Source organism: Kitasatospora sp. NPDC041917 (assembly GCF_055589745.1).
Genome location: NZ_JBVJBI010000001.1, coordinates 342,696 through 368,495, shown reverse-complemented (window position 1 = coordinate 368,495; position 25,800 = coordinate 342,696). Strand labels below are relative to the sequence as shown.

Genomic DNA, 25,800 nt, shown 5'->3' with positions numbered 1-25,800 from the left:
GGGGCGGCCCGCCCGGTCACCGCAGATCCATCCAGTTCACGCCCGCGCGGCGCACGTCGCGCGGGCGCGGACGGGACTGACGAGGAGATACGGCGAAATGCCGAAGCAGAAGACGCACAGTGGCGCCAGCAAGCGCTTCAAGATCAGTGGCTCTGGCAAGGTGCTGCGCGAGCGCGCCGGCCGCCGCCACCTCCTGGAGCACAAGCCCTCGACGCTGACCCGCAAGCTGGCCGGGACCGTCGAGCTGGCCCCCGCTGACGCCAAGAAGATCAAGAAGCTTCTCGGCAAGTGATCGCCCTCCCGCCCGGCGCGAGCCGCGAGCGGGGCAGCTGATCCTTCCCGACCCATTCGAATGACGGACCACGTGAAGTAGTCCGTGGTCCAACCCAAGGAGTAATCAAGTGGCACGCGTCAAGCGGGCAGTCAACGCCCACAAGAAGCGCCGGGTCATCCTGGAGCGCGCCAGCGGCTACCGTGGCCAGCGTTCGCGCCTGTACCGCAAGGCCAAGGAGCAGGTCACCCACTCGCTGGTCTACAACTTCAACGACCGCAAGAAGCGCAAGGGCGACTTCCGTCAGCTGTGGATCCAGCGCATCAACGCTGCGGCCCGTGCCAACGGCATCACCTACAACCGCTTCGTGCAGGGCCTGAAGGCCGCCAGCGTCGAGATCGACCGCAAGATGCTGGCCGACCTGGCCGTCAACGACCCGGGTGCGTTCGCCTCCCTGGTCGAGGTCGCCCAGAAGGCGCTGCCGGCCGACGTGAACGCCCCGAAGGCCGCCGCCGACGCCGCCTGATCTTCCGAGATCGGTTGAGCTCTGACCGGACCCGCAGGCTCGCCTGCGGGTCCGGTCCTGCTTTCCCCCTCCTTCAGCGCCTCCGGAGAACGAGACCATGCCGAGCACCGACACCCCCCTGCTGACCTCCCTGCGCTCGCCGCGCGTCGTGGCCGCCCGCCGGCTGGCCAAGCGCAACCAGCGCACCAAGGAGCGCCGCTTCCTGGCCGAGGGCCCGCAGGCCGTCCGGGAGGCCATCGCCTTCGGCAGGCTGCCGGGCAGCGGCGAGCACGCCGTGGTCGAGGTCTACGCGACCCCGGAGGCCGCCGAGCGGCACGCCGGCATCGTCGAGGCCGCCCTGGTCGAGGGACTGCCGGTGCTGACCGCCACCGACGAGGTGATCGCCGAGATCTGCGACACGGTGACGCCGCAGGGCATCGTGGCGCTCTGCCGCTTCATCGACACCCCGTTCGCCGAGGTGCTCAAGGCCCGTCCGAAGCTGGTCGCGATCCTCGCCCACGTGCGCGACCCCGGGAACGCCGGCACGGTGCTGCGCACCGCCGACGCGGCCGGTGCGGACGCCGTGGTGCTCACCGACGCCTCGGTGGACCTCTACAACCCGAAGGCCGTCCGGGCCTCCGTGGGCAGCCTGTTCCACCTGCCGGTGGCGGTCGGGGTACCGGTCGAGGAGGCCGTCGGCAGGCTGCGCGAGGCCGGCGTCCGGGTGCTCGCCGCGGACGGCGCGGGGGAGCGCGACCTGGACCAGGAGCTCGACGAGGGCACCCTGGGGGCGCCCGGCGCATGGGTGTTCGGCAACGAGGCCTGGGGGCTTCCGGAGGAGACCCGCGCGCTCACCGACGAGGTCGTGCGCGTCCCGATCCACGGCCACGCCGAGAGCCTCAACCTGGCCACCGCGGCGGCGGTCTGCCTGTACGCCTCCGCCCGCGCCCAGCGCTCGCCCGGCGGCTGCCGCTCGAACGCCTGACGCACCCGGGGGCGCGTCAGGATCCACGCGGCAAGCCCTACTGCGCGGGCCTGGGAGGCGCTAGGGTCTGCCTCGGTGGGGGGAACGGCACGGTGGGTAATCGGGGAGGCAACCCATGGTCGGCAGCGGACCCGAGCTCGACCCGGACGACCTGCCGGACGGCCTGGTGGTCGCCGACGCGCTGGGCCGGGTGGTCTGCTTCAACCGGGCCGCGGCCCGGCTCACCGGCGTGCTCCCGCAGGCCGCGCTCGGCAGCGGGCTGGAGGACGTCCTCCCGCTGGAGGACCTGGACGGCCGCCGCTGGTGGCCGCTGACCGACCCGTACGGCGGCCTGGCCACCCGCACCCGCCAGCCGGAGCGCAACCTGCTGCTGCCCGGGGGGCGCGAGGTGCTGGTCTCCGCCCGGTACGTGCGCAGCGCGCCGGGCGGGCCGCTGGAGCGCCTGGTGATCGCCCTGCGCGGCACCGAGGCCCGGCGCCGCACCGAGCGCAGCCACGCCGAGCTGATCGCCACCGTGGCGCACGAGCTGCGCTCCCCGCTGACCAGCGTCAAGGGCTTCACGGCGACGCTGCTGGCCAAGTGGGAGCGGTTCACCGACGGGCAGAAGCGGCTGATGCTGGAGACCGTGGACGCGGACGCCGACCGGGTCACCCGGCTGATCGCCGAGCTGCTGGACATCTCCCGGATCGACTCCGGCCGGCTGGAGCTGCGCAAGCAGGTGGTCGACCTGGCCGCGGCGGTGCGCCGGCACGTCGAGCGCAAGGTCGCCACCGGCATCCCCGAGGACCGCTTCGACATCCGGATCGGCGAACCGCTGACCGTCCTGTGGGCCGACCCGGACAAGGTCGACCAGGTGCTGGCCAACCTGCTGGAAAACGCGGTGCGGCACGGCGAGGGAACTGTCACCATCGAGGTGGCACCGGCCAAGGAGGTCGTCGAGGCGCCCGTCTGGGAGCGCAGCGGCACCCCGCCCCGCATCGTGGAAGGCACCGCGGTCACCGTGAGCGACGAAGGCAGCGGCATCCCCGAGGAGTCGATGCCCCGCGTCTTCACCCGCTTCTGGCGCGGCTCCAAGCGCGGCGGCACGGGCCTGGGCCTCTACATCGTCAAGGGCATCGTGGAGGCCCACGGCGGCTCGATCCGCGTCGACCGCGCGCCCGGCGGCGGCGCCCGGTTCCGATTTATCCTGCCCGCCGGGGTGCCCGACTTCATGCTCTGAAGGAGCATGAACGACAAGCACGGCATGCTCTGAAGGAGCATGAACGACAAGCACGGCATGCTCTGAAGGAGCATGCACGGCAAGCGCACCGCGTGCTCGGAGTTCCCGAGCAGGTCGGGCGTCGTCTCCCCGGACGGGCTTCGCGGCAGCGGTGATACCCGCTGCGACTACACTCGACCTTTGGCGTTGGCCCAAAGACCTTGAGCACGGACGAGCAGGAGCACGGGAAAGATAGAGATGTCGGCACCCAACAAGTCGTACGACCCGGTCGAGGTCGAGGCCCTCAAGCCCGAGGTGGTGGAGCAGGCGCGGGACGAGGCGATCGCCGCGTTCGCCGCCGCCGGCTCCCTGGACGAACTGAAGCAGGCCAAGGTCGCCCACACCGGCGACCGCTCCGCGCTCTCGCTCGCCAATCGCGAGATCGGCGCTCTGCCCCCGCACGCGAAGGCGGCGGCCGGAAAGCTGATCGGCCAGGCCCGCGGGGCGGTCAACCAGGCCCTCGCCAAGCGGCAGGCCGAGCTGGAGGCGGAGCGCGACGCCCGCGTGCTGGTCGAGGAGGCGGTGGACGTCACGCTGCCGTACGACCGCGCCCCGCGCGGCGCCCGGCACCCGCTGACCACGATGGCCGAGCTCATCGAGGACACCTTCGTCGCGATGGGCTACCAGGTCGCGGAGGGCCCCGAGGTCGAGGCCGAGTGGCTCAACTTCGACGCCCTCAACCTGGGCCCGGACCACCCGGCCCGCTCGATGCAGGACACCTTCTTCGTCCAGGCCCCGGACGGTTCCGCCGACTCCGGCGTGGTGCTGCGCACCCAGACCTCCCCGGTCCAGGCCCGCACCATGCTCGACCGCGAGCCCCCCGTCTACGTGGTCTGCCCGGGCCGGGTCTACCGGACCGACGAGCTGGACGCCACCCACACCCCGGTCTTCCGGCAGGTCGAGGGCCTCGCGGTGGACGAGGGCATCACCTTCGCCGACCTCAAGGGCACCATCGAGGTGCTGGTCGAGAAGCTGATCGGTGGCGGCCTGGAGCTGCGCTGGCGCCCGTCCTACTTCCCGTTCACCGAGCCGAGCGCGGAGATCGACCTCCAGTGCTTCGTGTGCCGCGGTGCGAGCGTCGGCAACCCGGACCGGCCGTGCCGGACCTGTTCCTCCGAGGGCTGGATCGAGCTCGGCGGCTGCGGCGTGGTCAACCCGCGGGTGCTGGTCGCCTGCGGCGTCGACCCCAACCGCTACAGCGGCTTCGCCTTCGGCCTGGGCCTGGAGCGGATCCTGATGAATCGTCACAACGTCGCCGACATGCGCGACATGGTCGAGGGTGACGTCCGCTTCACCCTCCCGTTCGGGATGGAGATCTGATGCGCGTCCCGCTTTCCTGGCTGCGCGAGTACGTCGACCTGCCGGCCGGCGAGACCGGCCGTGACGTCGCGGAGCGCCTGGTCCGGGCCGGCCTGGAGGTCGAGACCGTCGAGCAGATCGGCACGGACCTCAAGGGTCCGCTGGTGGTCGGCGAGGTGCTCTCCATCGAGGAGCTGTCCGGCTTCAAGAAGCCGATCCGGCACTGCTTCGTGAACGTCGGCGACGCCAACGGCACCGGCGAGCCGCAGGAGATCGTCTGCGGCGCGACCAACTTCGCCGTCGGCGACAAGGTCGTGGTCGTGCTCCCGGGCGCCGTGCTGCCCGGCCCGTTCCCGATCGCGGCCCGCAAGACCTACGGCCACACCTCGGCCGGCATGATCTGCTCCGCCCGCGAGCTGGGCATGGGCGACGACCACGACGGCATCATCGTGCTCCCGCCGGAGTTCGAGCCCGGCACCGACGCCATCGAGCTGCTCCAGCTCGTCGACGAGGTGCTCGACATCGCCGTCACCCCGGACCGCGGCTACTGCCTGTCCATGCGCGGCGTGGCCCGTGAGGCCGCCGCCGCGTACGGGCTGCCGCTGGCCGACCCGGCGCTGCTCGACGTGCCGCCGGCGAACTCCTTCGGCTACCTGGTGAAGGTCAACGACCAGGCCGGCTGCGACCGCTTCGTGGCCCGTACGGTCGTCGGCGTCGACCCGAACGCCAAGTCCCCGATCTGGCTGCAGCGCCGGCTCCAGAAGTCGGGCATCCGCCCGATCTCGCTGACCGTCGACATCACCAACTACGTGATGCTGGAGGTCGGCCAGCCGCTGCACGCCTACGACAAGCAGCGCGTGTCGGGCCCGATCACGGTCCGCCGGGCGGAGCAGGGCGAGAGCCTCACCACCCTCGACGGGGTCGAGCGCAAGCTCTCCGCCGAGGACCTGCTGATCTGCGACAACAGCGGCCCGATCGGCCTGGCCGGTGTGATGGGCGGCGCCTCCACCGAGATCCTCGACCCGGCCGCGGGCCCGGGCACCACCGAGGTGATCATCGAGGCGGCGCACTTCGACGCGGTCGCCATCGCCCGCAGTGCCAAGCGGCACAAGCTGCCCTCCGAGGCGTCCAAGCGCTTCGAGCGCGGCGTCGACCCGGAGGCCGCCCGCGCCGCCGCGCAGCGCGCCGTCGACCTGCTGGTCCTGATCGCCGGCGGCACCGCCGAGGCCGGGGTCACCGACATCGCGGCCCCGCACCCGGTGCGCACCATCACCATCGCCGCCGACCTGCCCGACCGGGTGGCCGGCACCGGGTACGGCCGCGAGACCGTCACCCGGCGCCTGCAGGAGATCGGCTGCTCGGTCTCCGGCGCCGACGTCCTGGAGGTCACCCCGCCGACCTGGCGCCCGGACCTCACCGACCCGTACGACCTCGCGGAGGAGGTCATCCGGCTGGAGGGCTACGACAACGTCCCCGCCCGGATGCCCGACGTTCCCCCGGGCAAGGGCCTGACCGAGGCCCAGCGGGTGCACCGCCGGATCGGCGTCGCGCTGGCCGGGGCCGGCTACGTCGAGGTCAACAACTACCCGTTCCTCGGCGAGACCGCCTTCGAGGCGCTCGGCCTGGAGGCGGACGACCGGCGCCGCCGCACGGTGAAGCTGGTCAACCCGCTGAACGACGAGGAGCCGGCGCTGCGCACCACGCTGCTGCCGGGCCTGCTCGGCGCGCTGCGGCGCAACGTCGGCCGGGGCAACACCGACCTGGCGATCTTCGAGACCGGCACCGTCTTCCTGCCCAAGGACGAGCTGAGCGTGGCCCCGCGTCCGGCGGTCGACCACCGGCCCAGCGACGAGGAGCTGGCCGCGCTGGACGCCGCGCTGCCGGACCAGCCGCGCCGGATCGCGGTCGCCCTCGCGGGCGAGCGGCTGCCGTCGGGCTGGTGGGGCAAGGGCGCCCAGGCCTCCTGGGCGGACGCCGTCGAGGCGGCCCGCACGGTGGCCCGGGCGGCCGGCATCGAGCTGACCGTCCGGCAGGGCCAGCTGGCCCCGTGGCACCCGGGCCGTTGCGCCGAGCTGCTGGTGGCCGGCACCGACCGGGTGGTCGGCCACGCCGGTGAGCTGCACCCGCGGGTGGTCAAGGCGCTCGGGCTGCCGGCCCGCACCGCCGCGATGGAGATCGACATCGACCTGCTCACCGCCGACGGCGCCGAGCGGGTCGGCGGTCCGACCGTCTCCGGTTTCCCGGTGGCGACCCAGGACGTCGCGCTGATCGTCGACACCGCTGTCCCGGCCGCCGAGGTCGAGGCCGCGCTGCGCTCCGGCGCGGGCGAACTGCTGGAGGCCATCCGGCTGTTCGACGTGTTCACCGGTGAGCAGGTCGGCGAGGGCAAGAAGTCGCTGGCGTACGCGCTGCGCTTCCGCGCGACCGACCGCACCCTGACCGCCGACGAGGCGACCGCCGCCCGCGAGGCGGCCGTCGCCGAGGCTGTCGCCCGCACCGGCGCGGTGCTGCGCGGCGTCTGACGCGGCCGTAGTACCCAGGAGGGCCCCGCCCCGGACCACGAGTCCGGGGCGGGGCCCTTTCCACTTCCCCGGGTTGACACTGCCCCGGGTTGACGGTGCGTCGGTCCATCGTTTATCTCTTTACCTATGGAAGTAGATAAAGACGATGCCGACCAGCCCTCCCCGATCGAGTTCCGCCTGGACCCGGCCTCCGGCGTCCCGACCTACCTGCAGCTCGTGCAGCAGGTCGAACAGGCGCTGCGGATGGGCTGGTTGACCGAGGGGGACCGGCTGCCCCGGGTGCGCGAGGTGGTGGCCGGGCTGGCGATCAACCCGAACACCGTGCTCAAGGCGTACCGCGAACTGGAGCACCGCGGCCTCGCGGCCGGCCGCCGGGGCCAGGGCACCTTCGTGCGGGGCCTGCCCGCCGGGGTGGTGCCGCTGCGCGAGCGGGCCGCGCTGCGCCGCGGGCTGCTGGACTGGATGCGCTCGGCGCGGACCGCCGGGCTGGACGAGGAGGGGATGGCCGCGGTGTTCGAGGACGCGCTGCGCGACCTGCGCGAGGACCGGGACGGGGTGGTGGCCTGATGGCCGTGGACACGGTGATCGACTGCGCCGGGCTCGGCAAGCGCTACCGGCGCTCCTGGGCGCTGCGGGACTGCCGGCTCGCCCTCCCCGCCGGGCACGTGGTGGCCCTGGTCGGCCCCAACGGCGCCGGCAAGACCACGCTGCTCAGCCTGGCCGCCGGACTGACCCTGCCGAGCGAGGGCGCGCTGACCGTCCTCGGCGACCAGCTGCCCGGCTCCCCGCGCGCGTTGGACCGGATCGGCTTCGTCGCCCAGAACGCCGCGCTCTACCCCGGCGTGCCCGTGCGCGACCTGCTGGCGATGGGCCGTCACCTCAACCGCCGCTGGGACGACGCCCGGGCCCGTACCCACCTGGACGGCCTGGGCATCCCGCTGGACCGCAAGTACGGCCGCCTCTCCGGCGGTCAGCAGGCCCAGGTCTCGCTCGCGCTGGCACTCGCCAAGCGCCCCGAACTCCTGCTGCTGGACGAGCCCCTGGCCGCTCTCGACCCGCTCGCGCGGCACGACTTCATGGCCGTGCTGCTGACCGCGGTGGCCGAGGACGGGATGTCGGTGGTGTTCTCCTCGCACGCCGTCAACGAACTGGAGCAGAGCTGCGACTACCTGGTGGTGCTCGGCGCCGGCCGGGTCCAGGTCGCGGGGGAGGTGGACGACCTGCTGGCCGGCCACCGGATGCTCACCGGCCCGACCGCCGAGGCCGACCGGGTGGCCGGACAGCTGCCGGTGGTCCGCGACCGCCGGGCCGGCGCCCAGTCCCACCTGCTGGTCCGCACCGGCGGCGTGGACGCCCCGGTCTCCGGCTCCTGGCACCAGCAGCGCGTCGGGCTGACGGAGTTGGTGCTCGCCTACCTGCGCGAGCCGGCCGCCTCCGCCCTCCCCGGCCCGCGCGGGGCCGTCCACCCGAACGAGAAGGTGCTGCTGCCGTGAGCTCCCTGTCCCTCGCCCCGCCCCGCTCCGCCGTCCTGCGGGCGGCCGGGCTGCGGCACCGGCCCGCGCTGCTGACCCTGCTGACGGTGATGGCCGCGATCTCCCTCGGGCTGCTGGTCCACGGCTGGTACCTGCACGACGGCCTGGCCCGCACCGGCGCGGCCTCCTGCGACCCGGCCACCGACGCCTGCATGGCCATGTACAAGCAGTTCCTGCGCGAGTACGGCGACGGCCTGCTGGCGCTCGACTCCGTGTTCTACGTCCTCGGCGGGGCCTTCGGGGCCTTCCTCGGAGGCCCGCTGCTGGCACGGGAGTTCGAGCACGGCACGGTGCGTTTCGCCTGGACCCAGGGCGCCGGGCGGACCCGCTGGACGGTGGGCGGCCTGGTCATGGGCGGCGCGGTGCTGGCCGTCGTGGCGGCGCTGTTCGGGCTGCTGCTGCGCTGGTGGAGCGGGCCGCTGACGCTCCGGGTCGGGGGGTTCGGCCCGGAGGTCTTCGTGCAGACTCCGCCGGTGCTGGTCGGACGGGTGCTGGTGGCCTTCGGGGTCGCGGTGCTGGCCGGTGCGGTGCTCCGCCGTACGGTGGTCGCGGTGGGGGCCGGCCTGCTGGCCTCGGTCGCGCTGCCGTTCCTCGCCCACTCCGTGCGCGCGCACTACCTGCCTCCGCTGGAGGACGCGGTGCACTCCATGAAGCCCATGGCGCTGGACGACCGCTGGGTGCTGAACGTCTGGTTCTCCGACCCGGCCGGGAAGCGGATCCCGACCGGCGCCTTCTACGACATCGGCGGGGACTTCGCCCACCTCCAGGAGCTGGTGCGCGACGGCGGCTACACCGCGCACGAGGTGTACCAGCCGGCGAGCAGGTTCTGGCCGTTCCAGTTCATCGAGTTCGGCTGGACGCTCCTGCTCGCGGTGGCGCTGTGCGCGGCGGCGGTCTGGTGGGTGCGGCGCCGGGCGTTCTGAGCCCCGGCCGCCAAGATCTCTTGAAGAGGTTCCGTCAAAACCCTTGCGGGAGTGCGGCGTCAGGGCTTTTCCTTTTTCTCGTTAGGAAAGTTTCCTAACCCACGAGGAATCGGAGCGTCCCATGCGCCCTCAGCCCCGTCGTGCCCTCCGCATCGCCCTCGCCGCCGCCCTGGTGGCCGCGCCGCTGACCGTCGCGGCCACCTCGGCGGCCCAGGCCGCCCCGTCGCCGGCCGCCGCCGTCCAGTTCAAGGGGGTCGGGCTGGACGACCCGCACAAGAAGGACATCGCCATGCAGCTGGTGTCCAGCGCGGAGAACTCGTCGCTGGACTGGAAGGCCCAGTACAAGTACATCGAGGACATCAAGGACGGCCGCGGCTACACCGCCGGCATCATCGGCTTCTGCTCCGGCACCGGTGACATGCTGGACCTGGTCCAGCACTACACCGACCTCAAGCCCGGCAACATCCTGGCCAAGTACCTGCCGGCCCTGAAGAAGGTCAACGGCAGCGAATCGCACGCCGGCCTCGGCTCCGCCTTCGAGAAGGACTGGGCCACCGCCGCCAAGGACACCGTCTTCCAGCAGGCCCAGAACGACGAGCGCGACCGGGTGTACTTCAACCCCGCCGTCAACCAGGCGAAGAGCGACGGCCTGCGCGCGCTCGGCCAGTTCGCCTACTACGACGCCATCGTCATGCACGGCCCGGGCAACAGCTCGGACAGCTTCGGCGGCATCCGCGCCGCCGCCATGAAGAAGGCCAGGACGCCCGCCCAGGGCGGCGACGAGGCCACCTACCTCAAGGCCTTCCTGGACGCCCGCAAGGTGGTCATGAAGAAGGAGGAGGCGCACTCGGACACCAGCCGGGTCGACACCGAGCAGCTGGTCTTCCTCAACGCCAAGAACTTCGACCTCAACCCGCCGCTGAAGTGGAAGGTCTACGGCGACAGCTACGCCATCAACAGCTGACGCCCCGACAGGCGAAAGGGCCCGGCGGCCGTGAACCGGCCGCCGGGCCCCGCCGTCCGTCCCGCCGCGGGTGTCAGGCGCTCGCGGTGTAGTCGTAGAAGCCCCGGCCGGACTTGCGGCCCAGCAGGCCGGCGTCGACCATCCGGGAGAGCAGCGGGGGAGCGGCGTACAGCGGCTCCTTGTACTCGTCGTACATCGACTCGGCGATCGAGACGATGGTGTCCAGGCCGATCAGGTCGCACAGCCGCAGCGGGCCCATCGGGTGGGCGCAGCCGGCCTCCATGCCCTTGTCGATGTCCGAGGCGGTGGCCACGCCCGTCTCGAACATCCGCACCGCGGACAGCAGGTACGGCACCAGCAGCGCGTTGACCACGAAGCCGGCCCGGTCACGGGCGCGGATCGGCTCCTTGCCGAGCACCTGGGAGGCGAAGGCCTCGACCCGCTCGGTGGTGGTCGCCGAGGTGGTCAGGGTCGGGATGACCTCGACCAGCTTCTGCACCGGCGCCGGGTTGAAGAAGTGCAGGCCGATCACCTGCTCCGGGCGGCTGGTGGCGGCGGCCAGCTTCACGATCGGGATCGAGGAGGTGTTGGAGGCGAGGATCGCGTCGCGGCGCTCGACCACCCGGTCCAGGGTCTCGAAGATCCGGACCTTGATGTCCTCGCGCTCGGCGACGGCCTCGACCACCAGGTCGCGGTCGGCGAAGTCGGACAGCTCGACGGTGAAGGACAGCCGGGCCAGCGCCTCGTCCCGCTCCTCGGGCGTCAGCTTGCCCCGCTTGACGGCCGTCTCCAGGGAGTTGGTCAGCCGGGTGCGGCCGAACTCCAGCGCCTCACCGCTGGCCTCCGACACCAGGACGTCCAGCCCGGCCCGGGCGAAGACCTCGGCGATTCCCGACCCCATCAGGCCGCAGCCGATCACTCCGACGCGCGCGATGTCACTCACTCAGTTGCCCTTCGACGGTGCTGGGGGTCGCCCAGCCAGCGGGTGGCCCAGCGAGCTGCTGGACAACGGGCCGGTGCGCCGGAATGGGTGCACCGGTCACCGCCCCGACGACGTTACTACTCCGTACCGGCCAGTAGGTCACCCCCTCCCCGGCAGGGTGCCACGGCCGGGAGTCCCCCGAACGAGTGAGGCGGCGACCCCGGACCCGTGTGCCCGGGCCCGGCTCCGCCCGGCGCCCGACAGAATGCCGCAGACGGGGGCCGGGGGCGGAAGAGGACAGGGCCGGGCACGCGAAGGGAGTACGGGGTGTCGACGGGATCGCTCGCAGGACAGGTTGCCCTGATCACCGGGGCCGGCCGGGGCATCGGCCGGGAACTCGCCATCGGCCTGGCCGCCGAGGGGATGTCCGTCGGCCTGGTCGGCCGCACCCACGAGACACTGACCGACACCCTCAAGGAGTGCGTCAGGCGCGGCTCCCGGGGTGTCGCCGTGACCGCCGACGTGACCCGCCCCGGCTCGGTGCGCGAGGCGGTCCGGCTGGTCGAGCGCGACCTCGGGCCGATCGACCTGCTGGTCAACAACGCCGGCCTGGTCGACCGCGCCGAGGTGCCGCTCTGGGAGACCGACGCCAACCAGTGGTGGCAGGTGATCGAGACCAACCTGCGCGGCCCCTACAACCTGCTGCGCTGCGTGCTCCCCGGCATGGTCGCCCGCCGGCGCGGCCGGGTGATCAACCTCAACTCCGGCTTCGCCCTGCGCCCGGACGGCGACTACACCGCGTACGCCACCTCCAAGGGCGCGCTGCTCCAGCTCTCCGACAACATGGCGGACTCGCTGGCCCGCAACGGCATCGTCGTCCTCGACATCAGCCCGGGCGCGGTGGCCACCGACATGACCGCCGGGATGCCGATGTTCAAGGGCACCACGGACTGGGGCTCCATCCCGTACATGGTCGCGGTCACCGTGGACGCGGCCCGCGGCCGCTTCGACGGGCTGCACGGGCGCTTCATCCACGCCGGCCGGGACGACCTGGAGGAACTGGTCAACCGGGCCGACGCGATCTGCGCCGCGGACGCCCGCACGCTGCGGCTGCGCCCGTACAAGGACGACGACCCGATGGTCTGACCAGGGCTTTCAGGCGCAGAGCCGGCTGGCGGTCACCGGCGTGAGTCCCGCCTTGGCCAGGCCGTCCAGGATGCCGGGCAGCGCGTCCACCGTGCACTGGTGCCCCATGTGCAGCGCCACCACCGAGCCGCCGCGCACCGAGTTCAGCACCCGGCGCTGCAACTCGGCGGCCGAGGGGTCGTTGTAGTCGCGCGGGTCGACGTCGAAGGACAGCACGTGCTCGTACCCGACCGCCCTGGCCTGCTCGCGCACCATCGGGGTGGCGTACTGCGCGGCGGAGGGGCGGAACCAGCGGCCGATCGAGCCGGTGAGCCGCTGCAGGCGCTCGGCGCACTGGGCGATCTCGGCGCGCGCCTGGTCGGGCGCCATGGCCGAGATGTTGAGGTGGTTCTGGGTGTGGTTGCCCAGCTCGTGGCCGCCGTCCAGGATCCGCCGGGCCATCTGCGGCTGCTGGTCGAACCAGCTGCCGACGACCATCACGGTCACCTTGGCACCGCGCTGCTCGGCGGCCTCCAGCAGGGCGGTGGCCAGCTTCGGGTCGCCGCTGCCGTGGAAGGTGAGCGCCACGTTCCTCCCGGTGCGCGGCCCGTACGCGACCTCGGCCGGGGTGCCGGGCGCGAGCGGCGGCAGCACGGGCGGGGCCGGCGGGGCGGAGGGCTGGGCGGCGGCCGCGGCGGCGGTCGGCCCACCGTCGGGCCCGGGTTCCGCCGGGGCGGTGGGCGCGGGGGAGGCCGGGCCCTCCGCGCCGTTCCAGGCCGGGTCGGTGGTGTGCTGCGGGTCCACGGTCCCGGGGTGCGCGGCGAGTGCCCCCGGGTCGGCCCGGCGGAGCGTTCCGGTGCCGCACGCGGTGAGCAGGCCGCCGGTGGCGGCGAGGGCGGCGATCCGGGCGGTGGCGCGCAGTACGGTGCGGCGGTCGGCAGTCATCGGCAGCCAGCATAGAGAGGACGGCTCCGGCGGGCGATCCGACCCGACCGGGCCCGCACCGGCTTTGACGTGCACACACCCTGCGACCGGGTGTTGCGTAAACCTGAACTCCCGCTGTTTCCGCGGTGTGTCCTTGGATACGATCACCGCGCACCGTGAGTTGACCGGCGGTGGCCAAACTCTTCCGGCATTGCGCATTGGGGGCGGACAGGATGTACGAGGACGGCGCGGCGACCGGCCGGAGCACGGACACCGAGTGGGACTGGGCCAGAGCCGAGGACTGGCAGCCCCCGAGCGAGCTGGACACCGGTGTCCCGCACACCGCCCGGATGTACGACTACTACCTCGGCGGCAAGGACAACTTCGAGGCCGACCGCAAGGCCGCCCAGGCCGCGATATCCGCCTACCCCGCGCTGCCGCTGCTGGCCCGCACCAACCGGCAGTTCCTCGGCCGCGCCGTGGAGTTCGTCGCGAGCCGGGGCGTGCGCCAGTTCGTCGACATCGGCACCGGCATCCCGGCGGTCGGCTCCACCAACGAGGTCGCCCAGCGGGTCGCCCCGGACGCCCGGGTGGTGTACGTGGACAACGACCCGATCGTCGCCACCCACGCCCGCGCCCTGCTGGCCGGCCACCCCACCGGGCACACCTCGGTGATCGAGGCCGACCTGCGCGACCCGGCCGCCATCCTCGGCCACCCCGCGCTGGCCGACGCCGTCGACCTCTCCCGGCCGGTCGCGCTGATGCTGGTCGCCGTGCTGCACTTCATCCGCGACGAGGAGGGTGCGCAGCAGATCGTCCGCACCCTGCGCGACGCGCTCGCCCCGGGCAGCGCGCTGATCCTCTCCCACGGCAGCCCCGACTTCGCCTCCCGCGAGAGCGCCTCCGAGGGCACCCGCATCTACCGCAGCGCCAGCGCCCCGCTCGTGCTGCGCCCGCGGTCCGGCGTCGAACCCTTCTTCGGCGACTTCGAGTTCGCCGGCCCCGGGCTCGTCCAGCTCCCGCTCTGGCGCCCCGTCGCGGGCCACGTGCCCACCTCCGAACTCCCCGAGGGCTGGCAGGACGTCTCGGCGTACGCCGGTGTCGCCTTCAAGAAGTAGCCCCGAGCGTCCCTCGGGGTCCGGTCCCGGTGCCTCCCTCCTGCGCCGGGACCGGACCGTCGAAGCCTAGGGACCGCCACTGACAGTCCCTCACCGTCGTGGGTACCCTGCGGCGTGACCACCATCGACCTGCCTCCGCTGCCCCCCGGCGTCGCCGAACTGCTGCGGGCCGTCGACGCCCCGCCCCGCCTGGTCGCCCACCTCGCCCTGGTGCACGAGGTGGCCGGGGAGATCGTCGGCTTCTGCGCCCGCGCGGGCCTGGCCTTCGACCACGAGGCCGTCCTGTACGGCGCCGCCACCCACGACATCGGCAAGACCGTCCACCCCGAGGAGCTCTCCGCCCCCGGCTCCCTGCACGAGCCCGCCGGATACGCCCTGCTGCTCGCCCGCGGCGTCCCCGAGCACCTCGCCCGCTTCGCCCGCGGCCACGCGAGCTGGGACGGACCCGGCGTCACCGTCGAGTCACTGCTGGTCAGCCTGGCCGACAAGGCCTGGAAGAACAAGCGGGTCCCGGACCTGGAGGACCTGGTGGTCGAGCGCCTCGCCGCCGCCGGCGGGCAGGAACGCTGGGAAGCCTTCCTCGCCCTGGACGACCTGCTCACCCGGATCGGCGAGGACGCCCCGCGGCGGCTCGCCGTCCAGGCCGCCCACCCGGTGCGGACCGGGTGAAAATCGGCGCGACACGACGGGCGGGCCGGTGTTAGCTTCCGCGACATGGAACCCCTGAGCGAGAACGAGATCCGCGCGTCCTTCGTCAACTGCTCCAAGGGCGAGGCCCGCCGGCTCAACCTGCCCCGGGGCCTGGCGGAGCTGCCCTGGGAGCACCTGGACTTCCTCGGCTGGCGGGACCAGGGCGCGCCCGACCGGGCGTACCTGGTGGCGCCGTACCAGGGCGAGCCGGTCGGCCTGACGCTGCGCTCGCCGGTGATCCGGCGCAGCCTGACCAAGACCAACGTGTGCTCGCTGTGCATCACCGCGCACGCCGGGTCCGGGGTCGCGCTGCTCGCCGCCCGCCGGGCCGGGGCGGCCGGGCGCGAGGGCAACACGGTCGGCACCTACATCTGCGCCGACCTCGCCTGCTCCCTCTACGTGCGCGGGCTGAAGAAGTCCACCCTGGTCACCCGGCCCGACGAATCGCTGCCGCTGGAGCTGCAGATCGACCGGACGGTGGGCAACCTCGGCGGCTTCCTCGCCAAGGTGCTCGCCACCGCTGCCGTGTAACGGCTCCGGGCCTCTCCGTGCCCGGGCCTCTCCGTGCCCGGGCCTCTCCGTGCCCGGGCCTCTCCGTGCCCGGGCCTGTCCGTGCCCGCGCGGCCCGGCGCCCGTACGGTTCGGTGCCCGCGCGGCTCAGGTCCGGCGCAGCTGGTCCAGCTCGCGGCGCTCCCGCTTGGTCGGCCGCCCGGCCCCCCGGTCCCGCGTCCCGGCCGCCGCGACGAACTCGCGCGGCGGCCGCGGCGGGCTGTTGTCGACCAGGCACTGCGCCGCGACCTCGGCGCCGACCCGCTTGCGGATCAGCTTCTGCACCACCACGACCCGTTCGTGGCCCTCCTCGCGGACCCGCACCTCGTCCCCGGGCTTCAGCGCCTGGGCCGGCTTGGCCCGCTCGCCGTTCACCTTGACGTGCCCGGCCCGGCAGGCGGCCGCCGCCAGCGCCCGCGTCTTGACCAGCCGGACCGACCAGATCCAGCTGTCCACCCGCACGCTTCCCTCGTGTTCAGCCATCCCCGGAGCCTACCCAAGGCCGGCCGCCGGTCAGCCCTGGGCGGCGCGCGGCGCCTCCTGGACCGCCCAGCCGTTCCCGTCCGGGTCGTTGAAGAACACGAAGTTGTTCCACGCCTCGCCGTGCCCGTCCGCCCGGCCCCCCGCCACGAAGTGCTGGACCGGGCTGACCGCCACGCCCCGCGCCGCCAGTTCGGCGTGCGCCCTCTCGATGTCCGGCACCACCAGCTGGAGCCCCTTGACCGATCCGGGCGGAGAGTCGATCACCCCCTTGCCCACCACGATGGAGCAGGACGAGCCGGGGGGCGTCAGCTGGACCACCCGGATCCCGTCCCGCAGCAGGGTGTCGTGGTCGACGGTGAACCCGGCCTGCTCCTCGTAGAAGAGCTTCGAGCGGTCCACGTCCGACACCGGGACCACCACGACTTCGAGTTTCCACTCCATCGCCCTCACCCCTCTCGGTCGGGCTCTTCCAGTATCCGTCCGTCATCGCTCCCGGGGGCCGTCGGATAGCCTGAGAACACGATGAATCCCCAGACCACGCCCGCCGCGACCCCGCCGGACACCGCCTTGGCCACCCCGTGGGGCGCCTTCGAGCTCACCCGTTTCCCCGTGGACCCGCGCGAGCGGCTGCGGGCCTGGGACGCCGCCGACGAGTACCTGCTGCGCCACCTGGCGGGCGAGGCCGACAGCGCGGCCGGCGCCGCGACGGAGCTGGCCGGCCGTACGGTCGCCGTCCTCGGCGACCGCTGGGGCGCGCTGACCACCGCGCTGGCCGAGTACCGGCCGGTCCAGATCACCGACTCCCACCTCGGCCGGCAGGCCACCCTGGCCAATCTGGCCCGGGCCGGCGCCGCCGTCGACGAGACCCGGCTGCTCACCACCCGGGACGCCCCGCCGGAGCGGATCGACGTGCTGCTGGTGCGCGTCCCCAAGAGCCTGGCCCTGCTGGAGGACCAGCTGCACCGGCTCGCCCCCGCGCTCCACGAGGGCACCGTGGTGATCGGCTCCGGCATGGTCACCGAGATCCACACCTCCACGCTCCAGCTCTTCGAGCGGATCCTCGGGCCGACCCGCACCTCACTGGCCGTGCGCAAGGCCCGGCTGATCCTCTGCACCCCGGACCGGGCGCTCGACGCCGGTCCCAACCCGTGGCCGCACCGCTACGCGCTGCCGTCGGACATCGGCGCCGCCTCCGGCCGTACGGTCGTCAACCACGCGGGCACCTTCTGCGCCGACCGGCTGGACATCGGCACCCGCTTCTTCCTGGCCCACCTGCCCGTGCCCGCCCCCGGCGCCCGGGTGGTGGACCTCGGCTGCGGCAACGGGGTGGTCGGTACGGCCGCCGCGCTGGCCGGGCCCGGCGCGGAGCTGGTCTTCGTGGACGAGTCGCACCAGGCGGTGGCCTCCGCCGAGGAGACCTTCCGCACCAACCTGGGCCCGGACGCCCCGGCCGGGTTCCTGACCGCCGACGCCCTGGCGCCGGACGTGGTCGCCGCCGGCTCGGTGGACCTGGTGCTCAACAACCCGCCGTTCCACTCCCACCAGGCCACCACCGACGCCACCGCCTGGAGGATGTTCACCGGCGCCAAGCGGGCGCTGCGGCCCGGCGGGGAACTCTGGGTGGTCGGCAATCGCCACCTCGGTTACCACGTCAAGCTGCGCCGCCTCTTCGGCAACTGCCAACTCGTCGCCGGTAACCCCAAGTTCGTGGTGCTGCGGGCCGTCAAGCGCTGACCGGGCCGCCTCGCCCCGACGGGGTCCGGCACGCACTCCTTGCATGAATTTTCCGCCACGCGTATATTCATGCCACGACTAAGGAGGAACGCCATGGCATTGCGAGTCGCCGTCGCCGGCGCGAGCGGTTACGCGGGCGGCGAGGTGCTGCGCCTGCTGCTCGGCCATCCGGAGGTGGAGATCGGGGCGCTTACCGGCGGCTCGAACGCGGGCACCGGACTGGGCGCGCTCCAGCCGCACCTCCTCCCGCTCGCCGACCGCGTCCTGGAGGCCACCACCCCCGAGGTGCTGGCCGACCACGACGTGGTGTTCCTGGCGCTGCCGCACGGCCGGTCCGCCGCCGTCGCCGAGGAGCTCGGCCCGAACGTCCTGGTGATCGACTGCGGCGCCGACTTCCGGCTCAGGGCCGCCGCCGACTGGGAGCAGTTCTACGGCTCCGCGCACGCCGGCACCTGGCCCTACGGCCTGCCCGAACTCCCCGGCCACCGCGCCGCGTTGAAGGGCAGCAACCGGATCGCCGTGCCCGGCTGCTACCCGACGGCCGTCTCCCTGGCGCTGTTCCCCGCCTACGCCGCGCAGCTCGCCGAGCCGGAGGCCGTGGTGGTCGCCGCCTCCGGCACCTCCGGCGCCGGCAAGGCCGCCAAGCCGCACCTGCTGGGCAGTGAGGTGATGGGCAGCGTCAGCCCGTACGGCGTCGGCGGCGTCCACCGGCACACCCCGGAGATGGCGCAGAACCTCACCCCGCTCGCGGGCGAGCCGGTCTCCGTCTCCTTCACCCCCACCCTCGTCCCGATGCCGCGCGGCATCCTCGCCACCTGCTCGGCCAAGGCCCGGCCGGGGGTGACGGCGCAGAGCCTGCGCGCCGCCTACACCGAGGCGTTCGCGGACGAGCCCTTCGTCCACCTGCTGCCCGAGGGCCAGTGGCCGCAGACCAGCAGCGTCTACGGCGCCAACACCGCCCTGGTCCAGGTCGCCCTGGACGCCGCCGCCGGGCGGATCATCGCGATCAGCGCGATCGACAACCTGGTCAAGGGCACCGCCGGCGGCGCGGTGCAGAGCATGAACATCGCCCTCGGCCTGCCCGAGGAGCTCGGCCTTCCCGTGAACGGAGTCGCACCGTGAGCACGACCACCAACGTCGGAGTGACCGCAGCCAAGGGCTTCCGCGCCGCCGGTGTGACCGCCGGCATCAAGGCCTCCGGCACTCCCGACCTCGCCCTGGTGGTCAACGACGGCCCCTCGCTCGCGGCCGCCGGCGTCTTCACCGCCAACCGGGTCAAGGCCGCGCCGGTGCTCTGGTCCGAGCAGGTCCTCAAGGGCGGCCGGGTCTCCGCGGTCGTCCTCAACTCCGGTGGCGCCAACGCCTGCACCGGCCCGCTCGGCTTCCAGGACACCCACGCCACCGCGGAGAAGGTCGCCGCGGAGCTGGGCCTCGGCGCGGGCGAGGTCGCCGTCGCCTCCACCGGCCTGATCGGGGTGCGGCTGCCGATGGACATCCTGCTCCCCGGGGTCGCCCTGGCCGCCGGCGAGCTCGGCGAGGACGGCGGCGAGGCCGCCGCGATCGCCATCAAGACCACCGACACGGTGCACAAGACCGCCCAGTACACCAGCCCGGCCGGCTGGACGGTCGGCGGCATGGCCAAGGGCGCGGGCATGCTCGCCCCGAGCCTCGCCACCATGCTGGTCGTCCTCACCACCGACGCCGACCTGGACAGCGCCGCCCTGGACGCCGCGCTGCGCGGCGCCACCCGCACCACCTTCGACCGGATCGACTCCGACGGCTGCATGTCGACCAACGACACCGTGCTGCTGCTGGCCTCCGCCGCCTCCGGCACCACCCCGGAGCAGGCCGAGTTCGCCGAGGCCGTCCGCACGGTCAGCGCCGACCTGGCCCGCCAGCTGATCGGCGACGCGGAGGGCGCGAGCAAGGAGATCCGGATCGACGTCACCGGCGCCGCCACCGAGGACGAGGCGGTCGAGGTCGCCCGGACGATCAGCCGCAACAACCTGCTCAAGTGCGCCATCCACGGCGAGGACCCCAACTGGGGCCGGGTGCTGGCCGCGATCGGCACCACCTCCGCCGCCTTCGACCCGAACGAGCTGGACGTCGCCATCAACGGCGTCTGGGTCTGCAGGGCCGGCGGCGTGGGCGAGGACCGCGACCTGGTGGACATGAAGGGCCGCGAGGTCGTCATCACCGCGAACCTCAACGCCGGTACGGCGGGCGCCACGCTGTGGACCAACGACCTGACGGCCGACTACGTTCACGAGAACAGCGCCTACTCGACCTGATCCGCGTCACTTCGTCCGCGACACCCTGAGCCACGACACCCCGAGCCGCGACACCTGATCCGCGACATCCTCCCCCAGCCTGCGGCCGGGGGGAGCCCCATCGACGAGGGAATCCCGTGCAGATCGCACCCAAGGGCGAACAGGCCCGCAACAACACCGCGTTGCCCAAGGCCATGACGCTGATCGAGGCGCTGCCGTGGCTGGAGCGCTTCCACGGCAAGACCGTCGTGATCAAGTTCGGTGGCAACGCGATGGTGGACGAGAGCCTCAAGGCCGCCTTCGCCCAGGACGTCGTCTTCCTGCGCTACGCCGGTCTGCACCCCGTCGTGGTGCACGGTGGCGGCCCCCAGATCAGCGCCCAACTCGACCGGCTGGGCCTGGAGTCGAGCTTCACCAACGGCCTGCGGGTCACCACCCCGGAGACCATGGACGTGGTCCGGATGGTGCTCGCCGGCCAGGTGCAGCGCGAGCTGGTCGGCCTGCTCAACGGGCACGGCCCGTTCGCGGTCGGCATGACCGGCGAGGACGCCCACACCATGACGGCGGTCAAGCGCTACGCGGTGGTGGACGGCGAGCAGGTCGACATCGGCCTGGTCGGCGACATCGTCAACATCGAGGCCGGCGCGGTGAAGGCGATGATCGCCGACGGCCGCATCCCGGTCATCTCCTCGATCGCCCGCGGTACCGACGGCCACGTCTACAACATCAACGCCGACACCGCCGCCTCCGCCCTCGCGGTCGCGCTGGGCGCCGAGATGCTCGTCGTCCTCACCGACGTCGAGGGCCTCTACAAGGACTGGCCGAACTCGGACGACGTGATCAGCCAGCTCACCGCGAGCGAGCTGGAGGAGCTGCTGCCCGACCTGGCCAGCGGCATGCTCCCCAAGATGGAGGGCTGCCTGCGCGCCGTCCGCTCCGGCGTGGGCACCGCCCGCGTGCTGGACGGCCGGGTCCAGCACAGCCTGCTGCTGGAGATCTTCACCGACGAGGGCATCGGCACGATGGTCGTGCCGGACGACGAGGCGACCGTGACCGGGGGACTGGCATGACCGGCGGGACCGACATGACCGACGTGACGCACAACGAGCAGCTCGCCCAGCGGTGGCAGCACTCCTTCACCGACAACTACGGCACCCCCCGCATCCCGCTGGTGCGCGGCGAGGGCAGCAAGCTCTGGGACGCCGACGGCAAGGAGTACACCGACCTGCTCGGCGGCATCGCCGTCAACGCCCTCGGCACCGCCCACCCGGCCGTCGTCGAGGCCGTGAGCCGGCAGATCGCCACCCTCGGCCACGTCTCCAACCTCTTCATGGCCGAGCCCACCATCGCCCTCGCCGAGCGGCTGCTGGAGCTGGACGGCCGCCCGGGCGGGCGGGTGTTCTTCTGCAACTCCGGCGCCGAGGCCAACGAGGCCGCCTTCAAGATCAGCCGGCGGACCGGCCGCACCCACCTCGTCGCCCTCCAGGGCGCATTCCACGGCCGCACCATGGGCGCCCTCGCGCTCACCGGCCAGCCCGCCAAGCAGGACCCGTTCCGGCCGCTGCCCGGCGACGTCACCCACGTCCCGTTCGGCGACGTCGAGGCGCTGCGCGCGGCCGTCACCACCGGGACCGCCGCCGTCTTCCTGGAGCCGATCCAGGGCGAGAACGGCGCCGTCCCGCTGCCCGAGGGCTATCTGCGGGCGGCGCGCGAGATCACCCGGGCCACCGGCACCCTGCTGGTCCTGGACGAGATCCAGACCGGTGTCGGCCGCACCGGCCACTGGTTCGCCCACCAGGCGTACGAGGGCGTGGAGCCGGACGTGGTCACCCTGGCCAAGGCGCTCGGCGGCGGTCTGCCGATGGGCGCGGTGCTCGCCTTCGGGCCGGCCGCCGAACTGCTCACCCCGGGCCAGCACGGCACTACTTTCGGCGGCAACCCGGTGGCCGCCGCGGCCGGGCTCGCGGTGCTGGACACCATCGAGTCCGAGGGCCTGCTGGAGCACACCCGCAAGCTGGGCGAGCGGCTGCGGCACGGAATCGAGGCGCTCGGCGACCCGCTGGTCTCGCACGTGCGCGGGGCGGGCCTGCTGCTCGGCATCGTGCTCACCGAGCCGGTCTCGGCGCGGGTCCAGGCCGCCGCCCAGGAGGCGGGTTACCTGGTCAACGCGGCCGTCCCGGACGCCGTCCGGCTGGCCCCGCCGCTGGTGCTGACCGAGCAGGAGGCGGACGCCTTCCTGGCCGCGCTGCCGGGCATCCTCCGGACGGTGCGCGAGAGTGCCCCGGCCGATGCGAGTTGACCGTCGTCCGGGAGAATAATCACATGACCGCTTCCCGCTCCGGCTCGTCCGCCGCCGGCCCGACGCCGCAGGTCCCGCAGACCCGCACCGCGCGCCACCGGCGGATCGTGGACCTGCTCACCCGCCAGCCCGTGCGTTCGCAGAGCCAGCTCGCCAAGCTGCTCGCCGACGATGGACTCGTGGTGACCCAGGCCACCCTCTCCCGGGACCTGGACGAGCTGGGCGCGGTCAAGATCCGCAACCGGGACGGCGCGCTGATCTACGCCGTCCCGGCCGAGGGCGGCGACCGCACGCCGCGCGCGCCGATGGGGGAGTCGGCCAGTGAGGGCCGGATGGCCCGGCTGGCCGGCGAACTCATGGTCTCCGCGACGGCCTCCGGCAATCTGGTGGTGCTGCGCACCCCGCCGGGCGCCGCCCAGTTCCTGGCCTCGGCGATCGACCAGGCCGAGGTCTTCGAGATCATCGGCACCATCGCCGGCGACGACACCGTGCTGCTGATCAGCCGTGACCCGGCCGGCGGCCAGGCGCTCGCCGACCACCTCATGCAACTCGCCCAGGCGAAGGCCCAGTAGCGCCGCGCAGCGCCTGACCCCGACGAACCCCGGCCGACGGAGAACCCTCCGGCCGGGGTTTTGTGTTTCATACGGCGTCGTGCATACTTATGCCGTCCACTGCACATGCATGAAGGAGTCACGCGATGACCGCCGAGCAGCCCTCCGACGTCCGCCTCTGGGGCGCGCGCTTCGCCGACGGCCCGTCCGAGGCGCTCGCCCGGCTCTCGGCCTCGGTCCACTTCGACTGGCGCCTCGCGCCGTACGACATCGCCGGCTCCAAGGCCCACGCCCGGGTCCTGCACAAGGCCGGTCTGCTCTCCGACGAGGAGCTGGCCGGCATGCTGGGCGGCCTGGACCGGCTGCTGGCCGACGTCCGGGCGGGCACCTTCACCGGCACCGTCGCCGACGAGGACGTGCACACCGCCCTGGAGCGCGGCCTGCTGGAGCGCCTCGGCCCCGACCTCGGCGGCAAGCTGCGGGCCGGACGCTCGCGCAACGACCAGATCGCCACCCTGTTCCGGATGTACCTGCGGGACCACGCGAAGACCATCGGCAGCCTGCTGCTCGACCTCCAGCAGGCCCTCGTCGGCCTCGCCGAGGCGCACCCGGACACCGCGATGCCGGGCCGCACCCACCTCCAGCACGCCCAGCCGGTGCTCTTCGCCCACCACGTCCTCGCGCACGTGCAGGCCCTCGGCCGGGACGCCGAGCGGCTGCGCCAGTGGGACGCCCGCACCGCCGTCTCGCCGTACGGCTCCGGCGCGCTGGCCGGCTCCTCGCTCGGCCTCGACCCGCAGGCCGTCGCAGCCGAGCTCGGCTTCGAGGGCGGCTCGGTCGGCAACTCCATCGACGGCACCGCCTCGCGCGACTTCGTCGCCGAGTTCGCCTTCGTGACCGCGATGGTCGGCGTCAACCTCTCCCGGATCGCGGAGGAGGTGATCATCTGGAACACCAAGGAGTTCGGCTTCATCACGCTGCACGACGCCTTCTCCACCGGCTCCTCGATCATGCCGCAGAAGAAGAACCCGGACATCGCCGAGCTCGCCCGCGGCAAGTCCGGCCGGCTGATCGGCAACCTGACCGGCCTGCTGGCCACCCTCAAGGCGCTGCCGCTCGCCTACAACCGGGACCTCCAGGAGGACAAGGAGCCGGTCTTCGACTCCTGCGACACGCTGGAGGTGCTGCTGCCCGCGTTCACCGGGATGATGGCCACCCTCACCGTGCACCGGGAGCGGCTGGAGGAGCTGGCCCCGGCCGGCTTCTCGCTCGCCACCGACATCGCCGAGTGGCTGGTCAAGCAGGGCGTGCCGTTCCGGGTCGCGCACGAGGTGGCCGGCGCCTGCGTCAAGGTCTGCGAGGCCGAGGGCATCGAACTGTCCGACCTGACGGACGGGCAGTTCGCCGCGATCTCGGAGCATCTGACGCCCGAGGTGCGCTCGGTGCTCAGCGTCCACGGCGCCATCGCCGCCCGCAACGGGCGCGGCGGAACGGCCCCCTCGGCGGTCGCGGTCCAGCTCGCCGAGGTGAAGGCGGACCTGGCGCGGCAGCAGGAGTGGGTCCAGGGCTGACCCCTCGCCGGCGGCCGGTCCGCCGACGAGGGGTCGACCCCCGGCACGGTCGGGATCGACCCCCGGTGCGACGGGGGAGGGGCGCGGCGGTCCGACCGGCGCGCCCCTCCCGTGTCCGCGCCCCGGCCCGGGCGTAACCGGCCCCGCCCCGGGCCGTCATGCACGGTGTGTGCACCCCCCTCCCGCCCGCCCCCTCCGCCGAGGACGTCTACCTCGCCGAAGCCCGCCGCCGCGCGGTCCGCGAGACCGTCGCCGCCCTGCCCGGCCGCTGTCCGCAGCTGATCGCCGCGCTCGCCGAGGACCCGCCGCCCACGTACCGTGAGCTCTCCGAGCGGCTCGGCATGCCGCGCGGCTCGATCGGCCCCACCCGCTCGCGCTGCCTGGCCTGCCTGCGGATGCTGCTCCACGCGGAGCGCTACCCCTGAGCGCCACCCCTGAGCAGCCCGTGCGACCGGGCGGAACCCGTGCGGCACGGGAGGTGACCCTGCTCACGTCCGCCCCCGCGAAGGTTGAGCGGAGCTGACACCCGGGTAGAGCGCTGGCGAACGCAGCTCTTGACGGTGGTGCGATCACTCGGATACTGAGCGTGAGCGCGCCACCCTCTGCGCGCCGGGCACGACGACTGGGGAGGCCCCTCCACATGGGCATGAGCGTGATCATCTCGGCTGCGGAGGCCGAGGACGCGGAGCAGATCCTCAAGCTCCAGTACCTCGGCTACCAGCCCGAGGCCGAGCTGTACGGCGACTGGGCGATCGAGCCCCTGACGCAGAGCCTGGAGAGCCTGCGCGCCGAACTGTCCGAGGACCACTTCCTGGTCGCCCGGCTGGGCGACGAGGTGGTCGGCACCGTCCGTGGCCGCGTCGGCGACGACGGCGTCGCCCGGATAGGGCGCCTGGTCGTCCACCCGCGGATGCAGCGCCACGGCCTCGGCGGCCGCCTGCTGGACGCGCTGGAGCGCCGCATGGCCCAGGAGGGCCCGGTGAGCGCCTACCGGCTGTCCACCGGCCACCGCAGCCTCGGCAACCTGCGGCTGTACGCTCGACAGGGGTATCGCCAGACCGGGGTCGAGCAGATCACCAGCCGGCTGAGCTACGTCCACCTGGAGAAGCCCGCCGCGACGCCGCTCGCGGCGACGGCCTGAGTCCGCCGCCCCGCGCACGTTTCCCGGCGCCGCCACCATCCGGACCACCGGTGGCGGCGCCGAGCCGTATCCATGCAGGTCACAGGGGTATGTGTCCGCATTGCGGACAGCTCCGCCAAACAATTGGGCGGAATTCGACCCATCTGTTTTACTGGCTCACATGA

At 73.1% G+C, this 25,800-nt stretch carries 27 protein-coding genes; 23 read left to right on the top strand and 4 right to left on the bottom strand.

Features of this window, described 5'->3' with window-relative positions:
* Nucleotides 1–97: 97 nt before the first annotated feature.
* From rpmI to ACZ6EM_RS01635, 10 genes are all read left to right on the top strand, one after another.
* Nucleotides 98–292: a 50S ribosomal protein L35 gene (gene rpmI / locus ACZ6EM_RS01680; RefSeq protein ID WP_030055648.1), complete on the top strand. Its 195-nt coding sequence runs from the start codon at nt 98–100 to the stop codon at nt 290–292.
* Nucleotides 293–401: 109 nt separating this feature from the next.
* A complete protein-coding gene (gene rplT, locus ACZ6EM_RS01675) occupies nt 402–797 on the top strand; it encodes a 50S ribosomal protein L20 (RefSeq protein ID WP_030055649.1) in 396 nt (131 codons plus the stop codon).
* 97 nt (nt 798–894) lie between these two features.
* A complete protein-coding gene (locus ACZ6EM_RS01670; protein ID WP_359905921.1) occupies nt 895–1,761 on the top strand; it encodes a TrmH family RNA methyltransferase in 867 nt (288 codons plus the stop codon).
* A gap of 115 nt (nt 1,762–1,876) precedes the next feature.
* Nucleotides 1,877–2,980, top strand: coding sequence for a sensor histidine kinase (locus tag ACZ6EM_RS01665; protein WP_359905924.1), 1,104 nt, complete (start codon nt 1,877–1,879; stop codon nt 2,978–2,980).
* 237 nt (nt 2,981–3,217) lie between these two features.
* Nucleotides 3,218–4,339 carry a phenylalanine--tRNA ligase subunit alpha gene (gene pheS, locus ACZ6EM_RS01660; RefSeq protein ID WP_401043820.1) on the top strand — a complete coding sequence of 374 codons (1,122 nt, stop codon included), beginning with the start codon at nt 3,218–3,220 and terminating at the stop codon, nt 4,337–4,339.
* A complete protein-coding gene (gene pheT / locus ACZ6EM_RS01655; RefSeq protein ID WP_359905927.1) occupies nt 4,339–6,840 on the top strand; it encodes a phenylalanine--tRNA ligase subunit beta in 2,502 nt (833 codons plus the stop codon). The genes pheS and pheT overlap by 1 nt, the downstream gene beginning before the upstream one ends.
* Before the next feature lie 126 nt (nt 6,841–6,966).
* Entirely contained in the window at nt 6,967–7,407 is a 441-nt protein-coding gene (locus ACZ6EM_RS01650; protein ID WP_359905930.1) for a GntR family transcriptional regulator, read from the top strand.
* Nucleotides 7,407–8,333, top strand: a complete 927-nt coding sequence (locus ACZ6EM_RS01645; protein ID WP_401043829.1) for an ATP-binding cassette domain-containing protein — start codon at nt 7,407–7,409, stop codon at nt 8,331–8,333. Before ACZ6EM_RS01650 ends, ACZ6EM_RS01645 begins: the two co-directional genes overlap by 1 nt.
* On the top strand, nt 8,330–9,295 hold the full coding sequence (locus ACZ6EM_RS01640; RefSeq protein ID WP_465771357.1) for a hypothetical protein: 966 nt from the start codon (nt 8,330–8,332) through the stop codon (nt 9,293–9,295). The genes ACZ6EM_RS01645 and ACZ6EM_RS01640 overlap by 4 nt, the downstream gene beginning before the upstream one ends.
* A gap of 121 nt (nt 9,296–9,416) precedes the next feature.
* Entirely contained in the window at nt 9,417–10,259 is an 843-nt protein-coding gene (locus ACZ6EM_RS01635) for a chitosanase (RefSeq protein ID WP_359905939.1), read from the top strand.
* Between the two features lie 73 nt (nt 10,260–10,332).
* Here ACZ6EM_RS01635 and ACZ6EM_RS01630 read toward each other — a convergent pair whose 3' ends face one another.
* Nucleotides 10,333–11,202 (bottom strand): 3-hydroxybutyryl-CoA dehydrogenase, encoded by an 870-nt coding sequence (locus ACZ6EM_RS01630; protein ID WP_359905942.1) that lies wholly within the window; start codon nt 11,200–11,202, stop codon nt 10,333–10,335.
* Nucleotides 11,203–11,508: 306 nt separating this feature from the next.
* Between ACZ6EM_RS01630 and ACZ6EM_RS01625 the strand changes: the two genes are divergently transcribed.
* Nucleotides 11,509–12,327: an SDR family NAD(P)-dependent oxidoreductase gene (locus ACZ6EM_RS01625; protein WP_401043837.1), complete on the top strand. Its 819-nt coding sequence runs from the start codon at nt 11,509–11,511 to the stop codon at nt 12,325–12,327.
* Nucleotides 12,328–12,336: 9 nt separating this feature from the next.
* Here the strand turns inward: ACZ6EM_RS01625 and ACZ6EM_RS01620 are convergent, their stop codons facing one another.
* Nucleotides 12,337–13,251 (bottom strand): polysaccharide deacetylase family protein, encoded by a 915-nt coding sequence (locus ACZ6EM_RS01620; protein WP_401043840.1) that lies wholly within the window; start codon nt 13,249–13,251, stop codon nt 12,337–12,339.
* Nucleotides 13,252–13,463: 212 nt separating this feature from the next.
* Here ACZ6EM_RS01620 and ACZ6EM_RS01615 point away from each other — a divergent pair, with 212 nt between their 5' ends.
* The 3 genes from ACZ6EM_RS01615 (at nt 13,464) to ACZ6EM_RS01605 (ending at nt 15,569) form a co-directional block, all read left to right on the top strand.
* On the top strand, nt 13,464–14,348 hold the full coding sequence (locus ACZ6EM_RS01615) for an SAM-dependent methyltransferase (RefSeq protein ID WP_452177298.1): 885 nt from the start codon (nt 13,464–13,466) through the stop codon (nt 14,346–14,348).
* A 114-nt stretch (nt 14,349–14,462) separates the two neighbouring features.
* Nucleotides 14,463–15,017, top strand: a complete 555-nt coding sequence (locus ACZ6EM_RS01610; protein WP_465771356.1) for an HD domain-containing protein — start codon at nt 14,463–14,465, stop codon at nt 15,015–15,017.
* A 45-nt stretch (nt 15,018–15,062) separates the two neighbouring features.
* The gene (locus ACZ6EM_RS01605) at nt 15,063–15,569 is read left to right on the top strand and encodes an FBP domain-containing protein (RefSeq protein WP_387736205.1); all 507 of its coding nucleotides are present in this window, start codon (nt 15,063–15,065) and stop codon (nt 15,567–15,569) included.
* Nucleotides 15,570–15,695: 126 nt separating this feature from the next.
* Here ACZ6EM_RS01605 and ACZ6EM_RS01600 read toward each other — a convergent pair whose 3' ends face one another.
* Together ACZ6EM_RS01600 and ACZ6EM_RS01595 are read right to left on the bottom strand one after the other, a co-directional pair.
* Complete coding sequence (locus ACZ6EM_RS01600) at nt 15,696–16,070, bottom strand: RNA-binding S4 domain-containing protein (RefSeq protein ID WP_359905959.1); 375 nt, start codon at nt 16,068–16,070, stop codon at nt 15,696–15,698.
* Nucleotides 16,071–16,100: 30 nt separating this feature from the next.
* Nucleotides 16,101–16,511, bottom strand: coding sequence for a VOC family protein (locus ACZ6EM_RS01595; RefSeq protein ID WP_452177299.1), 411 nt, complete (start codon nt 16,509–16,511; stop codon nt 16,101–16,103).
* 126 nt (nt 16,512–16,637) lie between these two features.
* On the opposite strand from ACZ6EM_RS01595, the gene ACZ6EM_RS01590 reads away from it, so the two are divergent.
* The 9 genes from ACZ6EM_RS01590 (at nt 16,638) to ACZ6EM_RS01550 (ending at nt 25,636) form a co-directional block, all read left to right on the top strand.
* The gene (locus ACZ6EM_RS01590; protein ID WP_359906020.1) at nt 16,638–17,804 is read left to right on the top strand and encodes a methyltransferase; all 1,167 of its coding nucleotides are present in this window, start codon (nt 16,638–16,640) and stop codon (nt 17,802–17,804) included.
* A gap of 93 nt (nt 17,805–17,897) precedes the next feature.
* Nucleotides 17,898–18,926, top strand: coding sequence for an N-acetyl-gamma-glutamyl-phosphate reductase (gene argC / locus ACZ6EM_RS01585; protein ID WP_401049009.1), 1,029 nt, complete (start codon nt 17,898–17,900; stop codon nt 18,924–18,926).
* Nucleotides 18,923–20,095, top strand: coding sequence for a bifunctional glutamate N-acetyltransferase/amino-acid acetyltransferase ArgJ (argJ, locus tag ACZ6EM_RS01580; RefSeq protein WP_401049011.1), 1,173 nt, complete (start codon nt 18,923–18,925; stop codon nt 20,093–20,095). Before argC ends, argJ begins: the two co-directional genes overlap by 4 nt.
* A 173-nt stretch (nt 20,096–20,268) precedes the next feature.
* Nucleotides 20,269–21,144, top strand: coding sequence for an acetylglutamate kinase (argB, locus tag ACZ6EM_RS01575; RefSeq protein WP_380549385.1), 876 nt, complete (start codon nt 20,269–20,271; stop codon nt 21,142–21,144).
* Between the two features lie 14 nt (nt 21,145–21,158).
* Entirely contained in the window at nt 21,159–22,373 is a 1,215-nt protein-coding gene (locus ACZ6EM_RS01570; protein ID WP_401049016.1) for an acetylornithine transaminase, read from the top strand.
* Between the two features lie 23 nt (nt 22,374–22,396).
* Entirely contained in the window at nt 22,397–22,945 is a 549-nt protein-coding gene (locus ACZ6EM_RS01565) for an arginine repressor (protein ID WP_359905973.1), read from the top strand.
* Between the two features lie 125 nt (nt 22,946–23,070).
* The gene (gene argH / locus ACZ6EM_RS01560; protein WP_401049014.1) at nt 23,071–24,495 is read left to right on the top strand and encodes an argininosuccinate lyase; all 1,425 of its coding nucleotides are present in this window, start codon (nt 23,071–23,073) and stop codon (nt 24,493–24,495) included.
* A 167-nt stretch (nt 24,496–24,662) separates the two neighbouring features.
* Nucleotides 24,663–24,920 (top strand): sigma-70 RNA polymerase sigma factor region 4 domain-containing protein, encoded by a 258-nt coding sequence (locus tag ACZ6EM_RS01555; protein ID WP_359905979.1) that lies wholly within the window; start codon nt 24,663–24,665, stop codon nt 24,918–24,920.
* Nucleotides 24,921–25,135: 215 nt separating this feature from the next.
* Nucleotides 25,136–25,636 carry a GNAT family N-acetyltransferase gene (locus ACZ6EM_RS01550; RefSeq protein WP_359905982.1) on the top strand — a complete coding sequence of 167 codons (501 nt, stop codon included), beginning with the start codon at nt 25,136–25,138 and terminating at the stop codon, nt 25,634–25,636.
* The last annotated feature ends 164 nt before the right edge of the window (nt 25,637–25,800 follow it).

Excerpts from the sequence above, each read along its gene's own strand:
- ACZ6EM_RS01665 (WP_359905924.1), top strand. The coding sequence starts at position 1,877 with ATGGTCGGCAGCGGACCCGAGCTCGACCCGGACGACCTGCCGGACGGC.
- argC (WP_401049009.1), top strand. The coding sequence starts at position 17,898 with ATGGCATTGCGAGTCGCCGTCGCCGGCGCGAGCGGTTACGCGGGCGGC.
- ACZ6EM_RS01550 (WP_359905982.1), top strand. The coding sequence starts at position 25,136 with ATGGGCATGAGCGTGATCATCTCGGCTGCGGAGGCCGAGGACGCGGAG.
- ACZ6EM_RS01595 (WP_452177299.1), bottom strand. The coding sequence starts at position 16,511 with ATGGAGTGGAAACTCGAAGTCGTGGTGGTCCCGGTGTCGGACGTGGAC.
- argH (WP_401049014.1), top strand. The coding sequence starts at position 23,071 with ATGACCGCCGAGCAGCCCTCCGACGTCCGCCTCTGGGGCGCGCGCTTC.
- ACZ6EM_RS01565 (WP_359905973.1), top strand. The coding sequence starts at position 22,397 with ATGACCGCTTCCCGCTCCGGCTCGTCCGCCGCCGGCCCGACGCCGCAG.
- ACZ6EM_RS01570 (WP_401049016.1), top strand. The coding sequence starts at position 21,159 with ATGACCGACGTGACGCACAACGAGCAGCTCGCCCAGCGGTGGCAGCAC.
- ACZ6EM_RS01620 (WP_401043840.1), bottom strand. The coding sequence starts at position 13,251 with ATGACTGCCGACCGCCGCACCGTACTGCGCGCCACCGCCCGGATCGCC.
- ACZ6EM_RS01615 (WP_452177298.1), top strand. The coding sequence starts at position 13,464 with ATGTACGAGGACGGCGCGGCGACCGGCCGGAGCACGGACACCGAGTGG.
- argB (WP_380549385.1), top strand. The coding sequence starts at position 20,269 with ATGACGCTGATCGAGGCGCTGCCGTGGCTGGAGCGCTTCCACGGCAAG.
- pheS (WP_401043820.1), top strand. The coding sequence starts at position 3,218 with ATGTCGGCACCCAACAAGTCGTACGACCCGGTCGAGGTCGAGGCCCTC.
- ACZ6EM_RS01605 (WP_387736205.1), top strand. The coding sequence starts at position 15,063 with ATGGAACCCCTGAGCGAGAACGAGATCCGCGCGTCCTTCGTCAACTGC.
- ACZ6EM_RS01645 (WP_401043829.1), top strand. The coding sequence starts at position 7,407 with ATGGCCGTGGACACGGTGATCGACTGCGCCGGGCTCGGCAAGCGCTAC.
- rpmI (WP_030055648.1), top strand. The coding sequence starts at position 98 with ATGCCGAAGCAGAAGACGCACAGTGGCGCCAGCAAGCGCTTCAAGATC.
- ACZ6EM_RS01635 (WP_359905939.1), top strand. The coding sequence starts at position 9,417 with ATGCGCCCTCAGCCCCGTCGTGCCCTCCGCATCGCCCTCGCCGCCGCC.
- ACZ6EM_RS01650 (WP_359905930.1), top strand. The coding sequence starts at position 6,967 with ATGGAAGTAGATAAAGACGATGCCGACCAGCCCTCCCCGATCGAGTTC.
- pheT (WP_359905927.1), top strand. The coding sequence starts at position 4,339 with ATGCGCGTCCCGCTTTCCTGGCTGCGCGAGTACGTCGACCTGCCGGCC.
- ACZ6EM_RS01600 (WP_359905959.1), bottom strand. The coding sequence starts at position 16,070 with ATGGCTGAACACGAGGGAAGCGTGCGGGTGGACAGCTGGATCTGGTCG.
- ACZ6EM_RS01670 (WP_359905921.1), top strand. The coding sequence starts at position 895 with ATGCCGAGCACCGACACCCCCCTGCTGACCTCCCTGCGCTCGCCGCGC.